Genomic DNA, 19,695 nt, shown 5'->3' with positions numbered 1-19,695 from the left:
AAGTACCAGAACAGGTGCTGGTACAGGATCGCGCCGCCGTTGGCCGGGTCGAACACGTGCCCGCCGAGGTGCCGGTCGATCTCGATACCGAACAGCGCCGCGGTGAGCGGCGGGAACACGGCAAGGACCAGGAGCACCGTCACGAAGATGTTCCAGGTGAAGATCGGCATCCGGAACATGGTCATTCCGGGTGCGCGCAGGCACACGATGGTCGTCACGAAGTTGACGCCACCGAGGATCGTGCCCAGCCCGGCGACGATCAGGCCCATGGCCCACAGGTCACCGCCCACACCCGGGGAGTAGACGGCGTTGTGTAGGGGGGCGTAGGCGAACCAACCGAAATCGGCCCCGCCACCGGGCGTCAGAAAGCCCGCCAACACCGTGAGTCCGCCGAACAGGAACAACCAGTAGGAGAACGCGTTCAGTCGTGGGAACGCCACGTCCGGGGCGCCGATCTGCAGCGGCACGATGTAGTTGGCGAAACCGAACAAAATGGGTGTCGCGTACAGCAGCAGCATGATGGTGCCGTGCATGGTGAACATCTGGTTGAACTGTTCGGTCGACAGGAACTGCAGTCCGGGTACGGCGAGCTCGGCGCGCATCAGCAGCGCCATCAGCCCGCCGGCCATGAAGAACCCGAACGAGGTGACCAGGTACAGGATCGCGATGTCCTTGGGGTCGGTCGTGCGCATCATCCACAGCAACCGGCTGCCCTTGCGCACCGGCCGGGCCGGGTATGGGCGGGTGGTGATCGGCGTCGGCGCGACGGCCACCTGCGCTCGGCCGGCCCCGCCCCCTGTCTCGGTCGAGCCGTTGGTCCCCATGGCCGGGAGTCTAATAAAAAGGAGACATATCCTCTATATCATGGCCCGGCGGCGGCCCGGCGCCATGCCGCGGCCCGCAGCAAGCGCAGCCCGTTCAGCCCGACGACGACGGTCGAGCCCTCGTGACCGGCCACGCCGACCGGCAGCGGCAACGTCCCGGCGACACCCCACACGGCCAGCGCGACAATGGCGCCGGCAGCCATGGCGAGGTTGACGCCGACGAGTCGGCGCGCCCGCCGGGACAGGGCGATCACCGCGGGCACGGTGGCGAGCTCATCACGGACGACGATCGCGTCCGCCGCCTCCAGCGCGAGGTCGCAACCGCGCCTGCCCATCGCGACACCCAGGTCGGCGGCGGCCATCGCCGGAGCGTCGTTGACGCCGTCGCCGACCAGGAGCACCCGGTGTCCGTCGGCCTGCAGGGCCTTGACGGCGTCGACCTTGTCCGCCGGAAGCAGCCCCGCCCGCACGTCGGTGATGCCCACCTCGGCGGCCAGCCGACGGGCGGCGACGTCGTTGTCCCCCGTGAGCAGCACCGGCGAGGCCCCGGTCAGCCGCGTGAGGACGGCGACGGCGGCGCGGGCGTCGGGGCGCAGCCGGTCGGCGATTCCGAGCACCCCGGCGGGTGTGCCGTCGACGAGCACGACGACCGCGGTGCGTCCCGCGGTCTCCAGCCGCGTGACGAGGGCCTGGGCCTGCTCGGTCGCGTCGCCGGGTGCGGAGACGACGTCGAGCAGAGCGGGGGCGCCCACCTGCACCCGATGACCGTCGACGCGGGCACGGACTCCTTCACCAGGAACGGAGCCGAAGCCCTCGGCGCCGGTGAGGCACAGGCCGCGGTCGCGGGCGGCAGCATCCACCGCTCGGGCGATGGGATGCTCGCTCGGACTCTCGGCGGCGGCCGCCAGCGCGAGAACCCGTTCGACGCCGAGGCCCGCGGCCGGCACCGGCTCGATCTCCGTGACCCGCGGGGTGCCCTCGGTCAGCGTGCCGGTCTTGTCGAAGGCCACCACGCTGACGTGACCGAACTGCTCCAGCACCACCGCCGACTTGACCAGGAGGCCGTGCCGCCCCGCGTTCGCAATAGCCGACAACAGCGGCGGCATGGTGGCCAGCACCACCCCACAGGGCGACGCGACGATCATGACGGTGATCGCGCGCAGCAGGGTGGGCTCGAACGCCGCCCCGAGGGCCAGCGGGACCGTGAACAGCAGCAGGGTCCCCACGACGACCGCGACCGAGTAGCGCTGCTCGATCCGTTCGATGAACAGCTGGGTCCTGGCCTTGGTGGCGCAGGCCTGCTCGACCAGCGCACCGATGCGGGCCACCACCGAGTCCGCGGCCACCCGGCCAACCCGCACTCGCAGCGCGCCGGTGCCATTGACGCTGCCGGCGAACACCTCGTCACCGGGTCGCTTCAGCACCGGTAGCGGCTCCCCGGTGAGCGTGGCCTGATCGACCTCGCTCACCCCGTCGACCACCGCGCCATCGGCGCCGACCCGCTCGCCGGGGCGCACCAGCACGATGTCGCCCACCGCCAGGTCCACGGGATCGACCGACTCCTCCGTACCGTCCGCCCGCAGCCGGCTGGCCCGCTCCGGCGCCAGTTCGAGCAGCGTGCGCACCGAATCCTCGGTCCGGCGCGTCACGACGGACTCCAGCGCGCCCGAGGTCGCGAAGATGACGATCAGCAGCGCGCCGTCGAAGACCTGCCCGATCGCGGCCGCCGCGATCGCGGCCACGATCATCAGCAGGTCGACGTCGAGGCGTCTGTCCCGCAGCGCCGTCAGGCCGGCCAGCGCGGGCTCCCACCCGCCGGTGACGTAACAGGCCAGGTACAGCGTCCACCACACCGGCGGCGGCGCCTCGCCCAGCTGGGCCGAAGCGCCCATCGCGAACAGCAGGGTGGCCGTCGCCGCCCAGCGCACCTCCGGCAGATCCCACAACCGGGCCACGAGTCGCCGCGGAGCAGGGAGCGCGCGAACTCGATCGGTCTGCGTCAGTACCACTGGCGCACTATATATCTATCCACACAGATACGCATATAGCTTACTGACTGGACAGGTGGCCATATGTACAGCGGTCCGGATAGCCTCGAACTGTGCACGACTCGCTGCCGGACTTCCGGATGCCGGACGACGAGCAGGTTCACCTCGCGGCGGACGCGTTCCGGCTGCTGTCCGACCCCACCCGGATCAAGATCCTCTGGGCGTTGTCGCAAGGCGAGACGTCGGTGGCCTGTCTGGCCGAGCTGGTCGATGCGGCACCGACCGCCGTCAGCCAGCACCTGTCCAAGTTGCGGCTGGCCGGGCTCGTCCGCGGCCGCCGTCAAGGGACGTTCGTCTACTACTCCGCCGAGGATGCCCAGGTCCAACGGCTGCTCGCCGAGGCGCTGACCCAGGGCGACCCGGTCCGTTCCGGCGAATGAGCAGCTCGGGCGGGCAGCGGTGGGAAACTCGACCCATGTCCGTACCCGACCCGACGCCCTCCGCACCGCAGGTTGATCGTCCGCGACCGGTGTTCAGCCGCTGCTACGCCCGGCTCAGCAAGCAGATGGAGGCCGGCGGCATGGCCCCGCTGCGACGCGAGCTGCTCGAGGGCCTGACCGGGAACGTGGTCGAGATCGGCTGCGGGAACGGGATGAACTTCGCTCACTATCCGACGACCGTCACCGACGTCGCGGCCGTGGAGCCCGAACCCTACCTGCGGGCCCTCGCGCTGCGCGCAAGCACGACGGCCCCGGTGCAGGTCCGGGTGCTGCCCGGCACGGCAGACCGGCTGCCACTGCCCGACCACAGCACCGACTCCGCCGTGGTGTGCCTGGTGATGTGTTCGGTCGACGACCGCCCCGCGATGCTGGCCGAGCTGATCCGCGTGCTACGGCCCGGCGGGCAGCTGCGGTTCCTCGAGCACACGCTCGCCGAGACACCCGCTCTCCGGGCCACGCAACGGATCATCGACGCCACCGTCTGGCCGCGGCTGGCCGGGGGCTGCCACACCGCCGTCGACACCACCGCCCTGATCAGCGACGCCGGATTCGAGATCACGCGCCTACGCCGATTCCGGTTCCCCGATATCCGGATCACGCTGCCCACCGTCCCGCACGTGCTCGGCTCGGCCACCGCCCCGGCGTCGACGCCTCCGACGCTCGGTTCGGCCGCTACCCCGTGATCAGCGGATCGGCGGCGGGGACCGCGCTCCTCGCGGCTGCCCGTTCCCACACGCCGATCACTCTCGGGTGGTGTCCGTCGCGGGGCCGGGTTCGACCAGGCCCGTCTCATAGGCCAACACCACGGCCTGGACCCGGTCCCGCAGCCCGAGCTTGGCGAAGGTCCGGGTCAGATGGGTCTTCACGGTGGCCTCGCTGACGTAGAGCGTGGTGCCGATCTCGGCGTTCGACAGGCCTCGCGCGACCAGGCGCAGCACCTCGGTCTCCCGCTCGGTGAGCGCGGCAAGGCGGGTCGCCGCCTCACCGGGGCCGGGCCGGCGCACGAACCGTTCGACGAGCCTGCGGGTGAGCGCCGGCGCCAGCAGCGCCTCACCGGCCGACACGATGCGGACGGCATCGGCGATGCGCGCCGGTGGGGTGTCCTTCAGCAGAAAGCCGTCGGCCCCGGCGCGCAGCGCCTGGTAGGCGTATTCGTCGAGGTCGAACGTCGTGAGCACGAGCACGCGGGGAGGGGCCGGCAGCGCGCGGATCCGCCGGGTCGCCTCGATGCCGTCGAGCACCGGCATCCGCACGTCCATCAGGACCACGTCCGGGCGCAGCCGGGCACACGCGTCGACCCCCTGTGCGCCGTCCGAAGCCTCGCCGAGTACCTCGATGTCCTCCCGCGCGCCGAGCATGCCCGCCAGGCCGGAGCGAATCAGCTCGTGATCGTCGACGATCAGCACGCGGATGATCTCCCCGGCGCTCACGCATCCGCCTCGGTGCCCACCGGCAGCCGAGCATGGACGACGAAGCCGTCCCCGCGCGGGCCCGCCTCGACCTCGCCGTCGAACACCCGGACGCGTTCGGCCATGCCGGCGAGCCCGCGCCCACCCGCCGCCACCGCCACCGCGCCTCCGCCCGTCCGCGCGACCGGACCGTTCCCTCCGGTGCTGCGCACCTCGATCTCCACCGCGTCGATGCTCGTGCGCAGCACGACGACGGCCCGCCCGCCCGCGCAGTGCCGCCGCACGTTCGTCAACGCCTCCTGCACGACCCGGTAGACGGCCAGGTCAAGCGCCGCAGGCAATGGCCGGAACGCGCCCTCCTGGCACACCTCGACCTCGATCCCCGCCGCCCGGGTCTGATCCACCAGCTCGTCGATCCGGTCGGTGCCGGGCAACGGGTCCCGTTCCACCGCGGTGCCACCGCGCGACGCACTCGGGCCGACCTGCAGCGTGTCCGGGTCCAGCACCTCGAGGAGCCTGCGCATCTCCGTCATCGCCTCGCGCGCGCCGTGTCGCACATGCCCGAGGTGCACCCGGGCACGCTCGGGATGCGACTCCATCAGGTCCTCCGCCGCACCCGCCTGCACCGCGATCACCGACACCGCGTGTGCGACGACATCGTGCAGCTCGTGCGCGATCCGTCGCCGCTCGGCAGCGACCGCCTCCTGGGCGGACCGCGCCGCCGCCTCGTGCGCGCGACGCAGCTGAACGGCCCGGCGCCGGATCATCCGGCCCGCTGTCCAGGCTCCGACGATGAAGAACACCCCGACCAGGTACTGGCCCGCCCCGTCCGCCGCGTAGTAGCCGAACGCCTGCACCCCCAGGACGGTGGCCGCCGCCGCGACGACCGAGGACACCGACCAGACCGCGCTGGCCATCCACAACCCCGCGCCGAAAACCAGCAGGAGGATCGACGGCAGCGGCATCGCCCCCGGCAGCAGCTCCGGCCCGGACAACGCGTGACCCAGGAACACGGCAAGAACCACGGCCAGCCCGGGTCCCGGGGCGATCCGCAGCAGCACGACCGGAAGCGACCAGATCGCGGCGACGAGGACCTCCACGGGCCACTCACCGCCCGAGACCAGCGCCTCCAACACGGCCCACACCAGCAGCGCGGCGGCCATCACGTACTCGACCCACCGAGGGCGGGTCGGCGGCCTGGCCAGCGCCGTGACGGGATCCACACGATCACGATAAAGGGCCGGACGGCCGCTGACGTCCGACTCAGGTCGTACCCGCGGGGCGCCCGAAGTCGGACCGTTCGGCGCGTCGCGGACGATGTGCGCGTTCCCGATCCGGCCGCAGGCTCTCGGGGAGCTCCGGAGCGACCGGGGCCGGAAAGGACGAACCCCGTGAGCACCACCGAGTCCCGCACCCCCCTGCGCCCCGTCGTTCGGGTCACCGCCATCGGCGCCGCCGCGGTGGAGGGGGTGATCGGCGCGCTGCAACTGTCCCGTACCGACTCCGGGCTCGCGACCCACGACACCGCGACCCACGTCGTGCTGAGCCTGTTCGCCGTGGCGCTCGTGGCGGCGATCCCGCTGTGGCTCGTACTCGCCCAGCGTGCCGGAACGCGGTGGCCCGGCATCAGCGTCGCGGCAGGTAACGCGCTGCTCGCCGTCGGGGCCACGGCCAGCAACATCAACGGCAGCGACCCGGAGTTCTTCGGCCCCGTGGCGATCGTCGCGAACGCCGCCGTGCTCGTCGGGCTGATCGGCCTCGCCGTCGCATGCTGGCGCCGTCGGGTGCTGCCCCGCCCGCTGGCCGCGGCGCTGCCCGTCTACTTCCTCGGGGTGATCCCCCTGGCCCAGCTCGGCGGCGGCCTGCTGCGGGCCGCCGTGCTCGCCGCCGTTCTCTGGGTGCTCGCGACATTTCCTGCCTGACCATCCGTGCCGGGCAGCCGGGGTCCGGTCCCGCGTCGAGTCACCTCTGGGTGGCGGACATCGTCGCCGGCGCCGTGCGCGGGGAGACAGGGGCAGTCGACCTACCAGGACCTTCTCGCCGCGCGGATCCGCATCATCGAGGTCCGGTGCTGATGGCGACGCTTCGCACACAGGCGTAAGGCCGTGCTCCCGGTCTGCCCCAGGTCAGACGGCCTCGCGACGCGCCAGACGGCAGCCAACTTCCGGATCTTCCGCTCCTCCTCCGCATTGCCCGGAGCGGGCACGCCTCAGTTGGACGGTCAGCCCACCGCGGCAGGCACCGAAGAAAGGAGCGAACCCGGCCGGACGTGATCATCGTGGCACCGACGCGACACAGCCGAAGCGGCCGTGAGGATGCAGCGAGTCGTGGTCGTCCCGGATCTCGGCGACCCATCCGGACCGCCCGCTCACGCGACTCCGGCGGATACGACGGCGGGAACGACGTGTCATGATTCCATCGCCTCAGTCATGCCTATGGTGATCCGGTGAGCGAACTGTCCGACGTCCAGCGCACCGGCTCCACTTCTGCCACGGTCAAACGAGCCGCGATCGTCGCGGTCCTGAGCTTCGTCCTCGGCGGCTTGACCGCCTACGCCCAAGGATTCCTGCCGGACGCCGCAGCACCCATCGCCAACTCCGCCAGCGGCTGGACCGTGCTCACAGCCTTGCTCGTCTACTGGTCGCGGTCACCAGTCGGCACCGCAGCAGCACTGGGCGCCGTCAGCTTCGTCCTCCTCGTGCTGGGATACACCGCCGCCTCCGAATTCCGCGGCGCCTACTACAACCCGCTGATGTTCTCCGTCATCGGCATCCTCGCTGGCCCCTTCGTGGGCGCCGCGGCCTCATGGCTGCGCGCCAACGACCTACGCGCGGCGCTGGGCACCGCAGTCCTCGCCGGCATCGGAATCGGAGAAGCCGTCTACGGCCTCACCACCGTCCGCGACACCACCGACCCCACCTACTGGACCATCATCGGCCTCGTCGGCGCCGCACTGCTCCTCGGCATGCTCATTCGACGCATCCGAGGAGCCCAATCCGTCGCAATCGCGGTCACCGGCACCATCATCATCGCCGCCGCGTTCCTCTTCGCCTACCGCAGCATCGGCAACATCGCCCTGAGCTAACCCCAATGCCGTTCAGTTGGAGTGACGGTGATGTAGTTTTCCGGGGTCTGTCCCCGCCGCGTAGATCGGCCTCAGATCTTTCTCCAACGCGCCCCCATCACGCTTCGATGCGATGCGGAACGAATTCCTGATCAAGTGGACGTCATGCCAACCTCGACTCGCCCACCACATCGGAGACCACCGCCTCCGCCCGCGATCCATTGCGGACGTTCATACCCTCACGACCTGGCTGGTCGGCGTGCTTGGCGTGCCCGAGGTGCTCAGTCATCTCCGCGGTTCTTGTGCGCCTGTCTCCGGCGCGCCGGCCTCCTTCTTCGATGCCGTGTCGTCACAGCCTCAACAGTCATCACACTCCGTACCCATCCCGCCGTACCTCAGCCCCGGCGTGTCGGGCCGAACCCATCGATCTTGAAACGGTCCCGCTCGTGTGCCGGTCTCCGCCACAGGTAGCGGGAGGTAAGCGGTGCCCTCAGCCGAGGAGGCCGAGAAATCCGCGGCGCTCAGCCCCGCCTGCCGCGGGCGAGGGAGCGGTGCAGCGGGACGATCACGACCCGGCCGTCCGGGTATCGCTGACCAGATCGGCCACGCGAACCTGCGGACGTTGGAGCACTACATCGGGCGGCGGGCGGTCGGGGAAGCGGCGGCCGCGGCGCTGGCGGCGGTTTTCGCGGAGTAAACGCGGACCGGTGCGAACGGAAGATCTTCGGCTAGGCCGCTGACCTGGGGGGAAGCTCCTCCGACTGGACTCGAACCAGTAACCCTGCGAGTGCTTGGCCCGATCAGCGGCATGATTCGGTATTCGTCCGCAGCGCTCGACAGGGCTCTGACCTGCGCCTTCGTCAACACGATCGGCGCAGGTCGGAGCCAGTCGACACGATTCGAATCAAATACGGATCGGCGACGGAAAGTTTGTGTGGAGTAAGTGTGAACGCGGTCAGCCCACACCTACTCCAAGATCGCGACGGCTAGCCGAGCGGTAGCGGCTCAGCCGTCTCCGGCAGCGCCAGCGGGGCGACCCCACCCAGATGCCGGTGCAGCCAGCCCAGCCCCTTCACCGTCACCCGCACCTGCGGGGCGTCCAGCACCAGCTCCCCGGTGCGGGGGTGGTAGTGCGACGACGGCAGCTCCGACAGCCGTCCGGCCTCGACGGCGGTCTGGTAGGCGCGGTTACGGCCGTCGCCGGTCTGCCGGTAGCACCAGCGCAGCCCGCGCAGGATCGTGAACAGCCGGTCCCGACCCAACCGGATGTTAGGGTCGCGGGACAGGATCTTGGCGGCGTCGGCCACCGAGAAGTCGCCTGTCGCCGCGGCGAGGGTGTGCCACGAGCGGGCCGGGGGTTCGAGCTCGGCCACCTTCGCTCGCTCGGCCACCAGCTGGCGGGCGGTGGCGGCGAACTGCTCGGCCATCGCGAGCACACCCTCGGGGGTGGTGATGTCCGGCAGCCGCTGCGCAGGGACCGCCGTCTCGGCCTCCCGGGTCTTCACCGCGAAATAGGTTTGCGCGGCGGCGATCTCCGGCTTGCGCGGGTCCCCGTTCATCGCGACCAGGTAGGCGCCATAGCGGGTCAGGCGGTAGTTGATCCGGAAGGTGTCGGGAGCGTTTCCGCTGGTCGTGACGGATTCCCGGAGCCGGGAAGCCGCCCGGTCGGGATCTCCACCAGCGTTCACGGCAGCTACCCGAGCCCGCTCGATCGCGTCGACGAACCGCTCCCACTTGCTGTATCCGAGCATCGGCTGAAGGTCCCGCGCCGACCACCACTCCCCCGACCCGTCAGTGCGGCGGATCGCGTCGAACGGCGACGACCCGGGGTGGTGGGGCTGCTCGATCTCGGGCACGACGGAACCTCCGGTCTCGCGAACGTGGGTGGTGTAGGTGTCGAGGGCGGCGGCGAACGCGAGACACAGGTCGGCGTCGTCGAGGTGGCCGGACAGCCAGATCGTGGGGCCGCCCGGCTCGAACACCCAGTCGTCCCCGTCGCAGTGCGGGGCGATGAGGACCTGCGGCGGCAGGTCACCCGGCCGCAGCCGAGTGGTTGAGGCGACATCGCGGCGTGGGTACGCCAAACTTCCCATGGGTCCACTCCTGTTCAGTGGATCTGAGGCCCTCGGCTGGTGTCGTCAGCACCGCCGGGGGCCGTCCTTTTGCCTGGTGACTCCAGGTGTGCCATTCTGGCACACTATGAACATGGCGACCAGATCAGCTCCCAGTAGGGTTCGATGCCATGGCAACACCCACCGACGGAGGCACGTCGCCCGCGCCGCTGTCGGAGGTTCCGTTGCCCGAGCTCATCGAACGTGCCAGACGAGTTGGCGACCGCGCCGCAATCGAGTTCGAGCGCGGCGAGCTGATGGTCGCCATGCGCAGCCGTGGCCTGTCCTGGCGGCAGATCGAACAAGAAACCGGTATCCCGCACGGCAACGCCCGCCGCTGGGCCAAGCGGTACCTCGAAACTCAGTAGCGCTACGCGGCGGAAGCCTCTGATGGCCGGTCAGGCGCCCGGCCGCGAACGCTGGCTCCCAGTTGTTGGGTTCGAGGGTGAGTACGAGGTCTCAGATCGAGGCAGAGTGCGCTCGCTCGACAGGATCCTCATCCACAAGAACGGGTTCATGCGGCGAGTCCGGGGACGGCTGCTGACTCCTTACCCGATCACAGGTGGGTACCTGGCGTTCCGGGCGCGTAGAAGACCTACCACCGTCCACTCGGCTGTGATGGCTGCATTCGTCGGGCCTCGCCCGCATGGTATGGAGATCCTCCACTGGGATGGCGATCCGTCGAACAACCATCTGGAGAACCTGCGCTACGGGACGCCCGCCGAAAACCAGGATGACTCGATCCGTCACGGCCGCCACGGGTACGCCACCCGTCGTGTCTGCCCCCGAAACCACCGACTGGTGCCACCAAATCTTGTACCGGGTCGCGCGAAGCAGGGGATTCGATGGTGCCGCGCGTGCAATCGAGCGAAAGCGCAGCTGCACTATTACCAGAAGCAGGGGGTCGTTTTGGATCTCCAGGTGGAGTCCGATCGTCACTACGCGCAGATCATGGCCCCTGATCCGGTTCTGGCACCGCCGATACCTGGACCAGCAAACCCAAAGCTGACGCTCGATCGAGCACGCGCCGCCGCCCGCCCGGGCGGGGGTGTGCGGTGATCCGCCGCCTCTTCCGCGCCGCCCGCCGTGTCGGTGTCGCCGTGCCGGAGCGGGTCGCGCTCATCCACCACCGCGGCGACGACGGCATCATGCGCACCCGCCGCATGTCCGCCTGGTATCTGGACGTGGAGGTCCACGCCGGTGACCTCGTCCTCACCAACGGCCGCGGTGAGCAGCTCCGTGTACCGGTCGGCGCGCTCCTGACCTTGGAGATCCGATGACCCGCGCGGTGATGTGGGCGGGGCTTGCGGTCGTGCTCGCCGCGGCCGCGGTGCTGTCGTTCGACGGGCTGCGATCGCTCGCGCTCGCCGTCGGGATCGGCCCGCATCTCGCCTGGCTGCTGCCCGTCGTCGTGGACGCCGGCGCGGCGGTGTCGTGCGCGGTGTGGCTGTCCCGCCGGGTGCCTGAGGATGCGGCGCGGTGGGCACGAACGATGACCTGGTCGCTGCTGACCCTGACCGTCGCCGGCAACGCCGCCCAACACGGCCTGCACGCCGCCGGGGCTGCGCCACCGTGGTGGGCGGCCGTGGTGGTCGGGGCCATCGCCCCAGCCGTCGTCGGGGCCGGGTGGCATCTCGCGGTGCTGGTCGGGCGGGCCACCTTGACCGTTGAGGACTCGCCGGTCGATCCCGTCGAAGCGGATGACGCGGACCGGGAGTGGGCGGAGCTGCTCGACGGCAACGGGTTGTCCCGCTTCTGGGAGACCGCCCCACCCACGGGCGACGAGGTGGGAGACCCGGGTGACCAGCCGGGTGATCGGGCCGCTCGGCTAATCGCCGGCGGTGCCGGGCGCCGCCGTTTGGCCCGCGAGCTGGGAATCAGCGAACACGAGGCACGGCAGCTGCTCGCCCGCACGCGGGAGACCAACGGAACCGGGGTGGCGTCGTGACCCCCGCCGAGGTGATCGCCCTGGTCGGTGGGTGGGCCGCGATCGCCGTCCCGGTGGCGCTGGTGTGGGGGCGGGGCCGGTGCCGGCACCCGCAGCCGCGACCGGTCGGGACCGCGCTCGCTGTCCCGGACCGCGACGAGGAGCTCGCGCCGGGCGGGCCGGTCGTGGTGGTCGTCCGCCACGACCACACGGTGACCGTCCGGCACGTCCACCACCACGCGCGGCTCGAGGCCGGGCGCCCGCCCGTGGTGGTCGACGGCGAGATTCTCCCGCTCGATGGGCGGGGGTGGGCGCGGTGAGTGGGGGCGCCGCGCTCGCACTGTCGCTCGTGGTGGCGGTGCTGCTGGTGGCGGCGTTCGGCAAGCCCACCAAGACGCTGGTGGGCGGGATCTTTCAGCGCGACAAGCGCGGCCGTATGACCCTCGTCCTAACGCCTGTCCCCCGCAAGAAACGCAAGAGGAAGAAACGGTGACCGAGCCGAGCACAGACCGGCCGGGTGGTGTCGTGGACCTGCGCAAGCACGACCAGCCTGCGGTGATCGACGCCGAGGTCGTCGACGACACCACACCGGCCCGGGCGCGGTCCCGGGTGGTGCACCTGGTGACCACGCTGCGGGAGGCGCAGACCGCGCCCGCCCGCACCACCCGCACGGTGATCGGTGCGGGGGTGCTGGTCGCCGCCGGGTTCACATCATGGGTGTCGCGGGCCTACGACGCGTCCACGATGGGCGTGTACCGGCGGCAGATCCGCGCGGCGGAGGCCGCGGGGGATCGGGAGGCGCTGGCCGAGTGGGTGGACCGGCGGGAGCGGGCCGCCAAGGCCCGCCACCAGACACTCATGGACGTGCCCGCCCTCGCGCTCGGGGGGGTCAAGGCCGCCGTCGGCGCGCTCGCCGGGCTGGTTGGGCTGGTGATCGCGCTGGGGGTGTTCGTGCAGCTGTCCGGGGCGGGCCGGTTCGCCGACATCATCACCGGCACCCTCGACGTGATCCGGTGGGTCTTCACCGCGGTGTCGCTGGCGTGGACCCCGCTCATGGTGGCGGCGCCGCTGCTGCTCGTCGCCGCGGCGTGGCGGGAGGGGCAGCGGCGCGGCACCCCGCCGGCGTGGCTAGCCACCTCCGCCGACGGTGACACCGACCTCACGGTCGACGAGACCACCATCGCCCGCGCTCTGGAGGCGCTACGGATCCCGCAGATCACCGCCTACCTCAAGGCCGGTACCCCGCTGCAGTTCCTCACCCCCGCGAGGGTCGACGGCCGCGGCACCCACGCCGTCATCCGACTACCCGCCGGGGTCACCGCGGAGAAGATCGCCCGCCGCCGCGCCGACCTCGCCACCGGGCTGCACCGGCTGGCCAAGGAGGTGTGGCCGACCACCGGCTCCGAGGCCGGCATCCTCGATCTGTGGGTGGCGGACAAGGGTGCGCTCGCCGAGGGCGCCGGGCCGTACCCGCTGCTGGGTGCCGGTCACGTCGACGTGTTCAAGGGGGTGCCGTTCGGGCGGAACCTGCGTGGTGAGCCGGTCGTCGCGCCGATCATGGAACGCAACACCCTCACCGGCGGGATGCCCGGGCAGGGCAAGTCCTCGGCGGCCCGTGCGATCGTCGCCGGTTGTGCGCTTGACCCGACCGTCGAGCTGCGGATCTGGGTGCCGGACGCGAACTACGACTTCGAGGCGTTCCGGCCGCGGTGTTCCCGCTACGTGATGGGCGCCGAGGACGAGAAGATCGCCGAGATTTGCGAGCATCTGCGGGAGTTGCACGCCGAGGTGCAGGCCCGCGGGGAGCTGCTGGTCCGCTACGAGATCCCCGCGGTGACCCGCGAATACGCGGCCAAGGGGGTCGGCCTGCACCCGCTGGTGTGTCTGATCGAGGAGGCGCACGTGGCGATCCAGCACGAAACCCACGGCGCCGAGGTATCGAAGCTGCTGGTGGACATCGTGCGGCTGGGCCGCAAACGCGGCATCCACCTGATCGTGTCCACGCAGGCCCCGACGAAGGACTCGATGCCCCGCGACGTGACCCGCAACTGCTCCAACGGGATCGCCTTCGCGGTCGGTGACCACGTCCCCAACGATGCGCTGCTCGGGCAGGGCGCCTACCGGGCCGGGCACCGGGCCACCGACCTCATCCCGGGCACCGACATCGGCACCGCAGTGGTGAAGGGCTTCACCGGGCAGCGCTCGGAGATCGTGCAGGTGTACTTCCTGTCGGTCGACAAGGACGACCCGGCCGGGGATCAGGTCACCCCGATCATCGAACGGGCGATGGCCGCGATCGAGCGCCGCGGCAAGGGCGTCCCGGGTGGCAACCGGCCGATGATGCAGGCGCCACGGGATCTCCTCGAGGACCTGGACGCCGTGCTCGGTGCCGAGCCGGTGCCGGTGGCCGATGTGCCGGCGCTGCTGCGCGACCACGCGCCGGGCTGGGCGCCGTACCGGACGCTGACCGGCAAGGCGCTGCGGGAGCGGCTGCGCGACGTGTACGGGGTGAAGGTGGCCTCGACGGGCAACCGGTGGCCGGTCGATCCGGCCGCGGTTCGGGCCGCGCTCGTACGTCGGGCGACCGCCGATCTGGACGGCGAGTGAGATCCGGGTCGGCCCGCGCGAACCGCTCCCCGAGGCTGGGCGCGGTCGCGCGACGGGCGGGGGTAACTCGCCGCCGCGGCTAACTTTCCGCAGGTCAGCCATGCGATAGGCGGCCGAGTAGGGCCGGGTGAGAAACCTAACCCGGACACGCTGAGCTAACTTGCCTCGGGCGCGACGAAAGGCCCCTTGGTGACGATCCGGTCACGGGTCGTAACACGACAGATGTGACAGACGACGATCAAACACCCGCCTACCCACTGGAGACTGATGATGCGTGCCCTCCGTGGCTTGCTCGTGCTTGTGCTCGCCGTGCTGGCCGCCGCCTGCTCGAGCGGCGTCTCGACACCAGCCTCGTCGGTTGTGTCGCCGACGTTCCCGCCGCCGTGGACACCCGCCACCGCCGCCGCCCCGGCGACCCCGCCACCAGCACCCATGCAGACCTTCACCGGCACCGGGCCCGACGTCGTCGACCTGCAGCAGCCGGTCGGGTTCGGCATCATCGTGTTCTCCTGCCCCAAGTGCACCGGGAACACGATCGTGAAGACCGACGCCCGGATCGACAACCTGATCGTCAACAGGATCGGCCCGTACGGCGGGCAGCATTGGATCGGGGCACGCGGCGATGAGACGTCGCGGGTGCAGGTCACCGCGAAGGGTGACTGGAAGTTGATCGTCGGAGACCTGTCGCTAGCCCGGCGGGCCGCCCCGGGGCAGGCGGTCTCCGGCACCGGAGATGAGGTCGTGCTGTACAGCACGGGCCCGGACACGGTCCATCTCACCCACAACGGGACCAGCAACTTCGCGGTGTGGGTGATGACCGACAGCCTGGTGGCGCCAGACCTGCCGGTCAACGAGATCGGACGGTTCGACGGAACGGTGATGTTCCCGGTGCGCGGGTCGGAGGCAGCGCTGGTGCAGATCACCGCCGACGGTGGTTGGACGATGACGCCGAGGTAGCCGCGTTGGTCCATTCGAGTGAGAAATGTAGACAGCTCTCTACAGATTCGTATAGAGTTGTCTACATCAGCAGGACGGACCGACACCCCGAGGAGCCCTCGATGACCACCACCGCCGCCGCCCACATCATCACCACCGACGCCGCCGCCCTCGGCGACCCCGAGGTCATCGTCATGACCCGCGACGACGAGGGCCTGGGCGCCGATGAGATCGCCCGCTACACCCTCCACGACGGCGTGGACCCCGTCGAGCTGCTGGCCGACCACGACTGGCGCGTCACCGGCGACCCCACCGACGTCGAGCGCGGCTACTGGATCGTCGACGTCGAGCGGGCCTGACCATGTCCGCCGATGACCTTCTCGCGGAGGTCCGCGCCGCCGCCGAGCACCTCGCCCAGGCCGAGGCTCGGCGGCGTACCGCCGTGGCCGCCGCGTTCACCGCCGGGCTCCCCCGCACCGCCATCGCCGAGGCGGCCGGGATGACCCGGGATGGCGTGTACAAGCTGGTCAAGACCACCCGCGACACCCCGACATGATTCGCCCGTCGCTGCTGCCGCGGGTCCGGGACCGCGCCGCGACGCTGCTGGCCGACCCGACCAGTACGCTCCGGCGCCACGTCGAGCTGCCCGCCGACGTCGCTGAGCTCACCGCGCGCCACCTGCACGGCGAGCTGTACTGGATGTCCGCCGACATGACCGCGCTCGCCGTGTCCGCCGCCGCCGACCTGGACACCGTGCGCTGGTCCGCGCAGGACCGCCACGCCGGGATGGGGCTGCTCGTCGCCGACGGCGGCATGGGACAGCTCCAGCTCGACCCCACGACCGCCGCCCCGGTGGCCGCCGTGTCGTGGGGGCCCGCGCCGGGGGGGCTGCTGCTGTGGCTGTGGCTCGACCGCAGCCACCTCGCGGCCGCCGCGGCCCGCGGCGGGGTATGGCTCGATCCCGAGGAGGTGCCGCCGCTGCTGCCGATGATCGGGGAGGTCCTGCCCGTCACCGTCGAGCCGCAGCCCGTCGGCGACATCCCCGCCCGGGTGCGCACGATCGCCACCACGGTGTGGGCGGCGTGGCAGCTGATGCAGCAGCCGACCCTCGCCGACCGGACACCCGCACCGATCGACCGGCGCATCACCCGCGCCTACGCCCGCGCCGCCCGCCCGGCCCCGGAGGTCACGATCGTCGACCTCCGCCACCTCTACCGGCCCCCGGATCCCGACCGCGAGCCCGAGGAGCCGGGGCGCACCTACCGGCACCGGTGGGTGGTGCGCGGGCACTGGAAAAACGCGTGGCGCCCATCGGTGCAGCAGCACCGGCGGATCTGGGTCCCGGCCTACGTCAAGGGCCCGGACGGGGCGCCGCTGCTGCAGCGGGAGCGCGTCAACGTGTGGAGGCGATGACGCGGGCAAGCCGTGTCGTCCCGCCCCCGCGGGGGCCCAGAAACAACGAAAGCCCCCCGAGCCCAATCGGGCTCGGGGGGCTTTCGCGTGGGGAGCGGACGAACGCTACGGGGCGGCGTGGCGTGGGGCACCCTCCCCGACCAGCGACGGGGTGCCGTCACCGCGCACCGGGGCGGAGACGATCGAGGTGAGCAGCGAGATCACCGCCGCCCCGGCGGCCACCCCGGCCGCGGTGCCCCAGTCGATGGACAGCAGGTTGAATGCGACGTCACCGACCAGCCACAGCGACAGCAGCGACTGGGCAGCCGTCTTCACGGCGCGTTCGAGCGCGGCCACCCAGAATGCGGCAGACAGCATGGGTTATCCCTCCGATGTGTTGGCTACTAGCGGATGGCTTCGAGGCAGACGGTGCCGCCGTCGGGCATCTCGTACTGGATGTTGATCTTGCGGGTGCCGGGTGGGAGTTCGTCGGTGACCTCCGACGACAGCCCGTCCACCACACGCAGCTCGGTCCAATCCCGACGCGAGATCCCCGCCGACGCGCCTTGGAACCACCAGCGCACCCGACCCGGCCTGGTCGCCCCGGAGCGGAGGTTGGCGGAGATCCACGCCCGCGACGTCGCGATGGCGCCGTTGCCGACCGGGAGCCGAACGGTGATCTCGCCGGTCCCGTCGAGCAGGATGTTTTGCACGGACACGTCGTCCTCCACAGGTGTCGGTCGCGGGGCGGGGGCTGGTCGGGGCCGCGGTCCCGGGGCCGTCGCGATGCCCCACGGGGCGGTCGAGTCGAACCCGGCCGGCACGGTCGAGAAGCTGACGTGGATGTGCGAGGTGTGCGAGTTCGACCCCGTGTAGGCGCGCCACGACCGGAAGTCCGGGTTGGTGATCCGCCGGTTGAAGATCACGTACCCGCCGGGGGCGAGCCGCGGGTCACCAGCGGCGCCAAGCTTGCGCAGATGTTCGGCCAGCCAGGGGGCGTCGATGCCGTCCTTGTCGATGTCTCGGGCCCGCACCACGCCGACACCGTCGAGCTTGACCCACGGGTTGTGGTCGCTCTGCCGTGACGCGTGCGCAGCATCGCCGATCGTGCCGTCGCTGCCCTTGTCGCGGCCCGGCCACCGCTGGTTGATCTCGGCGACCAGCGTCATGCTGGCCTGGCAGTTCCGCCAGCCCATCACACCTCCCCCGGCGCATCGGCCTCGTCACCGGCCCACCGCCACGGATCCGAGTGGTCCTGCTCCCCCGCGGTCACCGCCACCGGATAGGTGTGCAGCTCCGGGCCCGGATCCGGGTAGCCGACCGGCGGGAGCGCGACCGTGTGCGCGGGCCCGTACTCGGGGACATCGATCAGCGTCTCCCCGGACAACTGCCGGTAGATCGGACTGTCCACAGCTACCTCCCGGATCGAGATTGGGGATGCCACCACCGGCGCGGTCGCCAGCGCGGGCACACATGGGGCCCACAGGCGCCGCAGTCGGAGCCGGGCCGCAGGTGGCGGTGAACGTCGCGGGGATGCCCGCACCGGCACACGGTCACAGGGCTCTCCGATCAGTTCGGGGCATCCAGAACCCGCGCAGCCGTGCACCGGCAAGGAACGGCTCCACCACCACATCGATCTCGCTGGGCGAGCAGGACAGCGCAGCCGCCATCCCGTCCCGCAGCAGCCGCTCCGCCTCCACCACCGTGTCCGGGCAGCGGGTCGCCGCATAAGCGACGTCCGGGCCGCTCACAACCCGATCAGGAACGACGCCACCGTTCCGGCCGCGCCACCACCCGCGATCGCCGCCCCACACGCCACCCACACCTTCTGCTCGAGCTTCCGAATCCGCGATTCGTGGTCTTGCAGCATCGGGTCAAGCCGCTGCAGCAGCGTGTCCAGTTTGGTTTCGACCCGGACGAGCCGGTCGTGGTCGTCGTCGAGGTCAGAGCGCATACTGGCGGATCCAATCCACGTACATGTCGGACGGGATGTAGGGCCCGTTGCCGTTGAATCCGTCGAGCTGGATCGTCGGGTGCATCGACCGCGGCGGAATGTGGTCGGGGTTGCAGTCTTGGAACCACTGCACGTTGTCGATCCACCCGGTGACGCATTCGGTGGCCCATTCGACGGCGTAGTTGTGCCAGGCGGTGGCGTCGACCGGGTGGTTCTGGGTGTAGGTCTGCGAGTTGTCCGCGCCGTAGTGCAGGAAGAAGTTCACCGACTGTCGGTCGCCGCGGAAGATTTCGGCGTAGTCGATTTCGCCGCCGACCGGGAAGTCTTCGGCGTCGGGCCACAGGAGGAGCATGGGGTGGTAGGCGCCGTCCCCGGCCGGGGCCTTCATGCGGGCCTCCCACCGGCCCAAGTACTGACCAGACGTGTACTCCATGCCGCCGGTGCGGCCGGTCGCGTCGCCGTGCACCCGCAGCACCTCACCGTTGACGGAGAACGCGTCGGGGGTACGGATGCCGTTGCCGGCGTGCCCGGGGCCGTCGTACGGGTACCACTTGGCCGGGTCGGGCGCGCCGACGTAGTCAAACTCGTCCCCACCGACCGGGGTGCCCCAGCCGCGCTGCACGGCCGCCGAGGTGGGATCCCCGGCAGGTGGTGGTGTCGTCGCAGGCGGCGAGGTCGTCGTCGGCGCGGTGGTCGGCGCGGGAAGCTCAGTGGTGGGGGCCGGCGGCGGGGTGGTGGGGCACGGCGCCAGCACCACCCCGGGCAGCGTGGCCGGCGCCGACGGCGCGGACACGTCGATCGACGGCATCGTGATCTCGGTGCAGCCATCGCCGGTGTCGACCTGGGTCGAGCCACCAGTCACGCGGCAGCCAGTCAGGGCCAGCACAGCGGCCAGCAGCACGCCGACGGTGGCGGGCAGGCGAGAACAGGACACGAAACCCCCTCGGGGTGGGTGAACACAAAGGACAGGCAGGGGCGGCGGG

27 protein-coding genes are annotated in these 19,695 nt (G+C 71.0%); 15 read left to right on the top strand and 12 right to left on the bottom strand.

Translation table 11 applies throughout. The features are described from left to right. The coding region (locus ACFQE5_RS22530; protein ID WP_379587883.1) for a cbb3-type cytochrome c oxidase subunit I at nucleotides 1-824 on the bottom strand (824 nt) is incomplete at its 3' end. Between the two features lie 38 nt (nucleotides 825-862). Next, the gene (locus tag ACFQE5_RS22525; RefSeq protein WP_379587882.1) at nucleotides 863-2,833 is read right to left on the bottom strand and encodes a heavy metal translocating P-type ATPase; all 1,971 of its coding nucleotides are present in this window, start codon (nucleotides 2,831-2,833) and stop codon (nucleotides 863-865) included. Nucleotides 2,834-2,925: 92 nt separating this feature from the next. Between ACFQE5_RS22525 and ACFQE5_RS22520 the strand changes: the two genes are divergently transcribed. After that, nucleotides 2,926-3,252, top strand: coding sequence for an ArsR/SmtB family transcription factor (locus ACFQE5_RS22520; protein ID WP_379587881.1), 327 nt, complete (start codon nucleotides 2,926-2,928; stop codon nucleotides 3,250-3,252). 35 nt (nucleotides 3,253-3,287) lie between these two features. Next, complete coding sequence (locus ACFQE5_RS22515; RefSeq protein ID WP_379587880.1) at nucleotides 3,288-3,995, top strand: class I SAM-dependent methyltransferase; 708 nt, start codon at nucleotides 3,288-3,290, stop codon at nucleotides 3,993-3,995. Between the two features lie 57 nt (nucleotides 3,996-4,052). Here ACFQE5_RS22515 and ACFQE5_RS22510 read toward each other — a convergent pair whose 3' ends face one another. Both ACFQE5_RS22510 and ACFQE5_RS22505 read right to left on the bottom strand, forming a co-directional pair. Then, on the bottom strand, nucleotides 4,053-4,727 hold the full coding sequence (locus ACFQE5_RS22510) for a response regulator (protein ID WP_379588080.1): 675 nt from the start codon (nucleotides 4,725-4,727) through the stop codon (nucleotides 4,053-4,055). Between the two features lie 11 nt (nucleotides 4,728-4,738). After that, the gene (locus tag ACFQE5_RS22505; protein WP_379587878.1) at nucleotides 4,739-5,944 is read right to left on the bottom strand and encodes a sensor histidine kinase; all 1,206 of its coding nucleotides are present in this window, start codon (nucleotides 5,942-5,944) and stop codon (nucleotides 4,739-4,741) included. A 168-nt stretch (nucleotides 5,945-6,112) separates the two neighbouring features. Here ACFQE5_RS22505 and ACFQE5_RS22500 point away from each other — a divergent pair, with 168 nt between their 5' ends. Both ACFQE5_RS22500 and ACFQE5_RS22495 read left to right on the top strand, forming a co-directional pair. Next, entirely contained in the window at nucleotides 6,113-6,643 is a 531-nt protein-coding gene (locus tag ACFQE5_RS22500; protein WP_379587877.1) for a hypothetical protein, read from the top strand. A gap of 524 nt (nucleotides 6,644-7,167) precedes the next feature. Next, the gene (locus ACFQE5_RS22495; RefSeq protein ID WP_379587875.1) at nucleotides 7,168-7,806 is read left to right on the top strand and encodes a DUF6518 family protein; all 639 of its coding nucleotides are present in this window, start codon (nucleotides 7,168-7,170) and stop codon (nucleotides 7,804-7,806) included. 142 nt (nucleotides 7,807-7,948) lie between these two features. Here the strand turns inward: ACFQE5_RS22495 and ACFQE5_RS22490 are convergent, their stop codons facing one another. Together ACFQE5_RS22490 and ACFQE5_RS22485 are read right to left on the bottom strand one after the other, a co-directional pair. Next, on the bottom strand, nucleotides 7,949-8,074 hold the full coding sequence (locus ACFQE5_RS22490) for a hypothetical protein (RefSeq protein ID WP_379587873.1): 126 nt from the start codon (nucleotides 8,072-8,074) through the stop codon (nucleotides 7,949-7,951). Between the two features lie 697 nt (nucleotides 8,075-8,771). Further along, complete coding sequence (locus tag ACFQE5_RS22485) at nucleotides 8,772-9,878, bottom strand: phage antirepressor KilAC domain-containing protein (protein WP_379587872.1); 1,107 nt, start codon at nucleotides 9,876-9,878, stop codon at nucleotides 8,772-8,774. Between the two features lie 149 nt (nucleotides 9,879-10,027). Between ACFQE5_RS22485 and ACFQE5_RS22480 the strand changes: the two genes are divergently transcribed. The 11 genes from ACFQE5_RS22480 (at nucleotide 10,028) to ACFQE5_RS22430 (ending at nucleotide 16,779) form a co-directional block, all read left to right on the top strand. Next, complete coding sequence (locus ACFQE5_RS22480) at nucleotides 10,028-10,264, top strand: hypothetical protein (RefSeq protein ID WP_379587870.1); 237 nt, start codon at nucleotides 10,028-10,030, stop codon at nucleotides 10,262-10,264. Nucleotides 10,265-10,286: 22 nt separating this feature from the next. Then, nucleotides 10,287-10,955, top strand: a complete 669-nt coding sequence (locus tag ACFQE5_RS22475; protein ID WP_379587868.1) for an NUMOD4 motif-containing HNH endonuclease — start codon at nucleotides 10,287-10,289, stop codon at nucleotides 10,953-10,955. Beyond that, on the top strand, nucleotides 10,952-11,176 hold the full coding sequence (locus ACFQE5_RS22470; protein WP_379587865.1) for a hypothetical protein: 225 nt from the start codon (nucleotides 10,952-10,954) through the stop codon (nucleotides 11,174-11,176). The genes ACFQE5_RS22475 and ACFQE5_RS22470 overlap by 4 nt, the downstream gene beginning before the upstream one ends. Further along, on the top strand, nucleotides 11,173-11,844 hold the full coding sequence (locus tag ACFQE5_RS22465; RefSeq protein WP_379587863.1) for a DUF2637 domain-containing protein: 672 nt from the start codon (nucleotides 11,173-11,175) through the stop codon (nucleotides 11,842-11,844). The genes ACFQE5_RS22470 and ACFQE5_RS22465 overlap by 4 nt, the downstream gene beginning before the upstream one ends. Next, complete coding sequence (locus tag ACFQE5_RS22460) at nucleotides 11,841-12,143, top strand: hypothetical protein (RefSeq protein ID WP_379587862.1); 303 nt, start codon at nucleotides 11,841-11,843, stop codon at nucleotides 12,141-12,143. Before ACFQE5_RS22465 ends, ACFQE5_RS22460 begins: the two co-directional genes overlap by 4 nt. Then, nucleotides 12,140-12,316: a hypothetical protein gene (locus ACFQE5_RS22455; protein ID WP_379587860.1), complete on the top strand. Its 177-nt coding sequence runs from the start codon at nucleotides 12,140-12,142 to the stop codon at nucleotides 12,314-12,316. Before ACFQE5_RS22460 ends, ACFQE5_RS22455 begins: the two co-directional genes overlap by 4 nt. Further along, nucleotides 12,313-14,430, top strand: a complete 2,118-nt coding sequence (locus tag ACFQE5_RS22450; protein WP_379587859.1) for a cell division protein FtsK — start codon at nucleotides 12,313-12,315, stop codon at nucleotides 14,428-14,430. Before ACFQE5_RS22455 ends, ACFQE5_RS22450 begins: the two co-directional genes overlap by 4 nt. 270 nt (nucleotides 14,431-14,700) lie before the next feature. Then, entirely contained in the window at nucleotides 14,701-15,387 is a 687-nt protein-coding gene (locus ACFQE5_RS22445) for a hypothetical protein (RefSeq protein ID WP_379587857.1), read from the top strand. A gap of 101 nt (nucleotides 15,388-15,488) precedes the next feature. Beyond that, nucleotides 15,489-15,725 (top strand): hypothetical protein, encoded by a 237-nt coding sequence (locus tag ACFQE5_RS22440; protein ID WP_379587855.1) that lies wholly within the window; start codon nucleotides 15,489-15,491, stop codon nucleotides 15,723-15,725. A gap of 2 nt (nucleotides 15,726-15,727) precedes the next feature. Next, complete coding sequence (locus ACFQE5_RS22435; RefSeq protein WP_379587853.1) at nucleotides 15,728-15,922, top strand: hypothetical protein; 195 nt, start codon at nucleotides 15,728-15,730, stop codon at nucleotides 15,920-15,922. After that, nucleotides 15,919-16,779: a hypothetical protein gene (locus ACFQE5_RS22430; protein WP_379587851.1), complete on the top strand. Its 861-nt coding sequence runs from the start codon at nucleotides 15,919-15,921 to the stop codon at nucleotides 16,777-16,779. The genes ACFQE5_RS22435 and ACFQE5_RS22430 overlap by 4 nt, the downstream gene beginning before the upstream one ends. Nucleotides 16,780-16,884: 105 nt before the next feature. Here ACFQE5_RS22430 and ACFQE5_RS22425 read toward each other — a convergent pair whose 3' ends face one another. The 6 genes from ACFQE5_RS22425 to ACFQE5_RS22400 all read right to left on the bottom strand — a co-directional run bounded on the left by ACFQE5_RS22425 (nucleotide 16,885) and on the right by ACFQE5_RS22400 (nucleotide 19,646). Next, nucleotides 16,885-17,136 carry a holin gene (locus ACFQE5_RS22425; protein ID WP_379587850.1) on the bottom strand — a complete coding sequence of 84 codons (252 nt, stop codon included), beginning with the start codon at nucleotides 17,134-17,136 and terminating at the stop codon, nucleotides 16,885-16,887. A gap of 26 nt (nucleotides 17,137-17,162) precedes the next feature. Beyond that, the gene (locus ACFQE5_RS22420) at nucleotides 17,163-17,954 is read right to left on the bottom strand and encodes a hypothetical protein (protein WP_379587849.1); all 792 of its coding nucleotides are present in this window, start codon (nucleotides 17,952-17,954) and stop codon (nucleotides 17,163-17,165) included. Next, nucleotides 17,954-18,169: a hypothetical protein gene (locus tag ACFQE5_RS22415; RefSeq protein WP_379587848.1), complete on the bottom strand. Its 216-nt coding sequence runs from the start codon at nucleotides 18,167-18,169 to the stop codon at nucleotides 17,954-17,956. Before ACFQE5_RS22415 ends, ACFQE5_RS22420 begins: the two co-directional genes overlap by 1 nt. Before the next feature lie 142 nt (nucleotides 18,170-18,311). Beyond that, complete coding sequence (locus tag ACFQE5_RS22410; RefSeq protein ID WP_379587847.1) at nucleotides 18,312-18,509, bottom strand: hypothetical protein; 198 nt, start codon at nucleotides 18,507-18,509, stop codon at nucleotides 18,312-18,314. Beyond that, the gene (locus ACFQE5_RS22405) at nucleotides 18,506-18,712 is read right to left on the bottom strand and encodes a hypothetical protein (protein ID WP_379587846.1); all 207 of its coding nucleotides are present in this window, start codon (nucleotides 18,710-18,712) and stop codon (nucleotides 18,506-18,508) included. Before ACFQE5_RS22405 ends, ACFQE5_RS22410 begins: the two co-directional genes overlap by 4 nt. Further along, nucleotides 18,702-19,646: a glycoside hydrolase family 16 protein gene (locus tag ACFQE5_RS22400; RefSeq protein ID WP_379587845.1), complete on the bottom strand. Its 945-nt coding sequence runs from the start codon at nucleotides 19,644-19,646 to the stop codon at nucleotides 18,702-18,704. The genes ACFQE5_RS22405 and ACFQE5_RS22400 overlap by 11 nt, the downstream gene beginning before the upstream one ends. Nucleotides 19,647-19,695 lie beyond the last annotated feature (49 nt).

Source organism: Pseudonocardia hispaniensis, from assembly GCF_042658695.1.
Taxonomy (GTDB): domain Bacteria; phylum Actinomycetota; class Actinomycetes; order Mycobacteriales; family Pseudonocardiaceae; genus Pseudonocardia; species Pseudonocardia hispaniensis.
The sequence above is the reverse complement of the archived record's forward strand: the minus strand, read 5'-3'. Positions and strand labels throughout refer to the sequence as shown.

Excerpts from the sequence above, each read along its gene's own strand:
- ACFQE5_RS22490 (WP_379587873.1), bottom strand. The coding sequence starts at position 8,074 with ATGACTGAGCACCTCGGGCACGCCAAGCACGCCGACCAGCCAGGTCGT.
- ACFQE5_RS22435 (WP_379587853.1), top strand. The coding sequence starts at position 15,728 with ATGTCCGCCGATGACCTTCTCGCGGAGGTCCGCGCCGCCGCCGAGCAC.
- ACFQE5_RS22425 (WP_379587850.1), bottom strand. The coding sequence starts at position 17,136 with ATGCTGTCTGCCGCATTCTGGGTGGCCGCGCTCGAACGCGCCGTGAAG.
- ACFQE5_RS22445 (WP_379587857.1), top strand. The coding sequence starts at position 14,701 with ATGCGTGCCCTCCGTGGCTTGCTCGTGCTTGTGCTCGCCGTGCTGGCC.
- ACFQE5_RS22485 (WP_379587872.1), bottom strand. The coding sequence starts at position 9,878 with ATGGGAAGTTTGGCGTACCCACGCCGCGATGTCGCCTCAACCACTCGG.
- ACFQE5_RS22440 (WP_379587855.1), top strand. The coding sequence starts at position 15,489 with ATGACCACCACCGCCGCCGCCCACATCATCACCACCGACGCCGCCGCC.
- ACFQE5_RS22515 (WP_379587880.1), top strand. The coding sequence starts at position 3,288 with ATGTCCGTACCCGACCCGACGCCCTCCGCACCGCAGGTTGATCGTCCG.
- ACFQE5_RS22430 (WP_379587851.1), top strand. The coding sequence starts at position 15,919 with ATGATTCGCCCGTCGCTGCTGCCGCGGGTCCGGGACCGCGCCGCGACG.
- ACFQE5_RS22475 (WP_379587868.1), top strand. The coding sequence starts at position 10,287 with ATGGCCGGTCAGGCGCCCGGCCGCGAACGCTGGCTCCCAGTTGTTGGG.
- ACFQE5_RS22465 (WP_379587863.1), top strand. The coding sequence starts at position 11,173 with ATGACCCGCGCGGTGATGTGGGCGGGGCTTGCGGTCGTGCTCGCCGCG.
- ACFQE5_RS22480 (WP_379587870.1), top strand. The coding sequence starts at position 10,028 with ATGGCAACACCCACCGACGGAGGCACGTCGCCCGCGCCGCTGTCGGAG.
- ACFQE5_RS22405 (WP_379587846.1), bottom strand. The coding sequence starts at position 18,712 with ATGCGCTCTGACCTCGACGACGACCACGACCGGCTCGTCCGGGTCGAA.
- ACFQE5_RS22420 (WP_379587849.1), bottom strand. The coding sequence starts at position 17,954 with ATGGGCTGGCGGAACTGCCAGGCCAGCATGACGCTGGTCGCCGAGATC.